Annotated in this window: 1 protein-coding gene and 1 pseudogene; both read right to left on the minus strand. The window is 37.8% G+C overall.

What is annotated here, in order from left to right; translation table 11 throughout:
- Positions 1-83 precede the first annotated feature (83 nt).
- Positions 84-3,917 carry an RHS repeat domain-containing protein gene (locus DC498_RS25670; protein ID WP_116876984.1) on the minus strand — a complete coding sequence of 1,278 codons (3,834 nt, stop codon included), beginning with the start codon at positions 3,915-3,917 and terminating at the stop codon, positions 84-86.
- Between the two features lie 161 nt (positions 3,918-4,078).
- Positions 4,079-4,524, minus strand: a pseudogene (locus DC498_RS26305) (hypothetical protein); the annotation flags it as partial.

Below are 4,524 nucleotides of genomic sequence, written 5' to 3' on the forward strand. Positions count from 1 at the left end.
ATGTATAGAACACAGATCAATAAACAGCTCAATAGTTTTACCGGTGTATGTATGGTGCGTGGCATATAGCAGTTATTGAGGGTTTATTGATTGTTGGGTTGTTGGTATTGATAGTCCATGGTCTTGAGAACATTATTATCCTGGTCGCGGATGGTCTTTAACCTGCCAAAACTGTCGTATTCATAGGTAATGCTTTTACCTACAGCATCGGTTTGAGATGTCATTCCTATCAACGGCTCATAAGTGTAACTCGTCATCAATGCATCATTGGGAAAAATTCTCACATCGTCTATAGGACCAGTTAAAGTTACGTTAGTAGTGAAGGGCTGTTCATTAAATATCCATTTTCCACCAGAAAGGTTCCACCATTGAATAACATAATTGCGGCTATTGGGTTTTGTAAAATTGGTGGTATAACTTGTATTCCAGTATTTTTTACCTGAATGAGATGTTCCGGCAACGGCACTTGAAGATGTATTCTCCTCAAAGCTTTCAAAGAAAAATTCTTTGATACCTACAGAAGTAACTGTTGTCAGGATTTTTGGATAAGAATAATAAAAATACAATATTCCATTTTGAGATGTAAAATTTTCCAGTTGCAGTTCCAGAGTATAATTACCCGCAGGCATATTTGAAAAGCTTATAGTACTAACATACGATCCACAATTACCTGTTGCGCATAAAGTACCAACCTTATTTTGAGGCCCGGTAAGATAATATGAGACCATACCTATGCCCCCTGTTCCGGGAGGGCTGCCAAAATAAAGATTGAATGTAACTGTTCCTGAATAATCAATGGTAAAATTGCGTGTTTGTAATGAATAACTGGGGTTGGGGGGAGAATAGCTAACGTTTTCTGTTTGAGTAGCATTAGTGGTTGTAGTTTCGTCATGAAGCGAATTTTCAGCATTCTTGATTTCTACAATAGGATATTCATTTTTATATCCCCATTCGTAAGAAATGTTTATGTCATTTGCTTTATGCATCTGGAGAATATTACCGGCTAAATCCAAATTATCAACAAAATGCTTTGCCTTATAGGTTGGGTCTTTAGTTAATATTGCTGAGTTAATAGCTGCAGGGGTAAAACTTGCTAAAGGGCTAATCTTTTCTGAAGCATCTACTTTTAACGGTATGGGGAAAAAGCTACTATAATACAGAAGCGTTGCATCAATAGTACGCAGGTTTGTGCCATCGGTATTTGCTTTTTGCGAATAAATTTCTACCGGCGAACTGCTAATGCCATTTGTTTGAAGGTATTTTACTCCCAAAACAAAATTATCAGTAGTTGTGCCAGTGCCAACATTAAAGTCAGGAGCATACCGGCTATACGTAATGTTTTGCTCTCCTTTACTATTAAGTTCTACTTTTTTGATAAGGTTCCTATTATTCGCATCATATGTATAGCTTGTGGTTTTTGTAATAATATTTGAACTATGATCGGAAGGATAATCCGTTTCTACAGATTGTTTTAAAAAAGGATAATAGATGTAATTGCGCACTGCTGATATTCGAGGCAGTGTAATGAGTTGAGTTGATGAAGCCCCGATAGTTGTTTGCCCGGTCATAACTGATTTGACATAATTGTTCAATCTCGCCGGGTCATCATTATAGGTGTTGACAATTTTCTTAACCAAATTTGGAATTACAGCATTATCATAATATTCCTCCGAAAGCACCAGCCCTCTTTCAAAGCTTCTGTCTGAATATTCCCCTAATTTTATTTGATTATTTACATCAATCCAATAATAGGAATCAGGGAAATTATTCGCATACCCATTATCATGATTAGAAAAAGTAGTAATTTTTACTCCATTATTTGCGTCCAATAATTGTTTCTCATAAACTTTGCTATATGTCACAATATTTCCATCATCATTGTGATTAGGCACTATTGATGTGCTGGAAAAAGAAGAATTACTAAAAGTAACATAATCTACAGATGAATACCCGGCTGTAGAATATAATTTCAAAGAAGGAGTTAAACTGAAATAATTTAGCATTGAGGGTATTGGCATGCCTAATACTCCGCTTGATACATTACTTGTAAGATCATTAACATAATAATACTGGTAAGCGGCCTGAGGGCTGTTAGCATCAGGCTGTGACAATATCTGTTTTATCCTTAATCCGGCACCCGCCTCTTCTGCAGATAACGTTACAGATGTAGAAGAAAGAGGAATACTTCCCGCATGTTTTTTAAAAGTATTGGCTTCGTAGGTGAATGAAGTAAATCCTCCTGTTGGATAATCAATCCGGGTTAATATACCAGCTTGTATGTAGAAGGCGTTAGGCTTCCTGAAATTCATATAACTTGTTTGAAATCCTGTGGTATTATTATATGCGGGAATGGGGTTTACAGAGGGTGTTCCATTATAATAACCCCAATGATCGATCTGCCTGGAACAATATGGAGGTAATTGAGTAGTATTATATGTAAAAACATATGGAGGCATTTCAACGCCATTGCTATTACCATAATATCCGGTAGTTTTAACACTATTCAAAAACAAACGGGTGTTTGCATCACTCGTATAAGTGAAAGAGACCGTTTTTAGCTTGTTTTGATCTGCATCATACAATTCTATGCTCTGCAGTTTTATCCAATTTGAGGGAAACCTGCCGTTAACAAGTCCTGTACCGGAAGGAACTATCTGATTATAATAGCTATTAACAATGCCGTACACTGCTATGCTCCCAGGATTCGTTTGCGCTGAAGTACTTGAGTTATTGACCGTTAATGTGCTGGAATAGGGAGATTCCAGCAAATCAGTTTCACCAGAAGCAATAGAATTAAATACAAGTTTTCCCTGAGGAAATTCAATATAATCTAAAAATACTGGGTCTACAATATTGACATTAAAATCCGTCATATACTGCTCTGCAGTATATGCATATCCATCTGTGCCAGATAAATCTAAAAACGGAAAGCTGCTTGCTGGGGTAGTTGAAACCGTTACAGTATTAACTCCTACATGGGAGCTCGGATTATAGGTGTATTGTACCCCACGCCTGGAATAAAAGAATTGTATGATTTTTCCGGAAGGCAAAACGATTTTTGTTAATTGCCAGGATATTGCCAAATTATTGATATCACGATCATACCTCGGGCCTGTTTTGTTGAACTCAATTGATGATGTAGTATTGCCAAATATATATTGTGTTCCATCAGATGTAAGTAATATAAATTTTGTAAAAGTTGATGAGACATTATTTGTGGAGCAATTGGGTTCATTAAACTGGTAACTTCCAACTGTCGCCTCTTTTATTTTTATATTTTCTCCAGCATTTGATCGTATTTTCCAAAGCCCGTCTTCTCCTAAAAAGAAGGCACCGCTAATACCATTAATATTGAAGTTAAATTCATCAGGGGCAGAATCTTCTACAATAGGAGCTACAGATCCCTGAAAAGGAAATAATGGTACATATGAATTCAAAGCGGCTTCAGTTGCCCAATCTGTTCTGTTTAACTTGCTGTATTTCCAATACCAACCTAACTGATCTCCATCGTGATAGTTTTTGGATTGTCCACTAAGTGTGTTCAGTATTCCTGATCCGGAACATACAGATTCATCCGGTGCACTGTTCACCTTTCTTGTAATAGCAGATCCTGCAAACAAATTCCAACCTGTTCCAACCCAACCCGCATGATTGTTAGGCTGAATTCCTCGTGCATAGTAAGATAAATATACCGGGACTTCAACATTATCGACTTTTATATTATATAGCGGCACTTTAATATCAGGTATACCTGTAAACAAGCTGACCGGGCATTTTCCATATTGAGTAAATGCTGCCGCAGAAGGTGGAGTGACTGTTACTTTGCCAGTTAAATCAGATGATAATGATTGCGATTTTACAATGCTAAAAAGCAGTAGGCAAATTGCCGAAATAGCCCAAAATTTTCTTTTATTCATAAGTTATTTATTAAGTTAAACCAACTACCAAATAGTTTTTGATCATCTCCTTTTCAAACAGAACCAGAATTTATGCGTTCATTATTTGTTGGACTTATTTCAAAATCCTCTTTTGATCCTTATTAAGTCTTTTATATATGATTTTTTATCTCTAATTCACATTAAAATCCCCACCCCACTCTCCACACCAAAGCAGGTGTATGGGGTATGTTTTTACGATTTATAAAGTCATATAAAAAGCTCGCTGTCCCCTGTACCTGCTTTCCCTTCTTCAGTGGCGAGTTCATGCTGTACTTCTTTGTTAGCCCGGCAAGAGCGCTTTTGCTCCAGTTGCTGTAGTTCTTAAATACGGCAAGGCTTTCAATCGTCCGGTTATAGTTCAACTCCGCTCCCGCAGTGAACCACAGGCTGGCCATAAAACGGCTACCGGTCTTGAACAGATCAGGCGCTTTCCATTCCGCGCTCGTTCTAAACCCAATGCCTTCCGCAGATAGCCGTATCTCCTTCCAGCTTTTACCCCATCCGGCCCTCGCAGAGATTCCTATGCCCAGGCGCGTTTTATCATCCAATTTATAGGCAGCCGTCACCGCTACGTCCGTGGTAACCG

This window comes from Terrimonas sp. (genome assembly GCF_003075435.1).
Lineage (GTDB): Bacteria > Bacteroidota > Bacteroidia > Chitinophagales > Chitinophagaceae > Agriterribacter.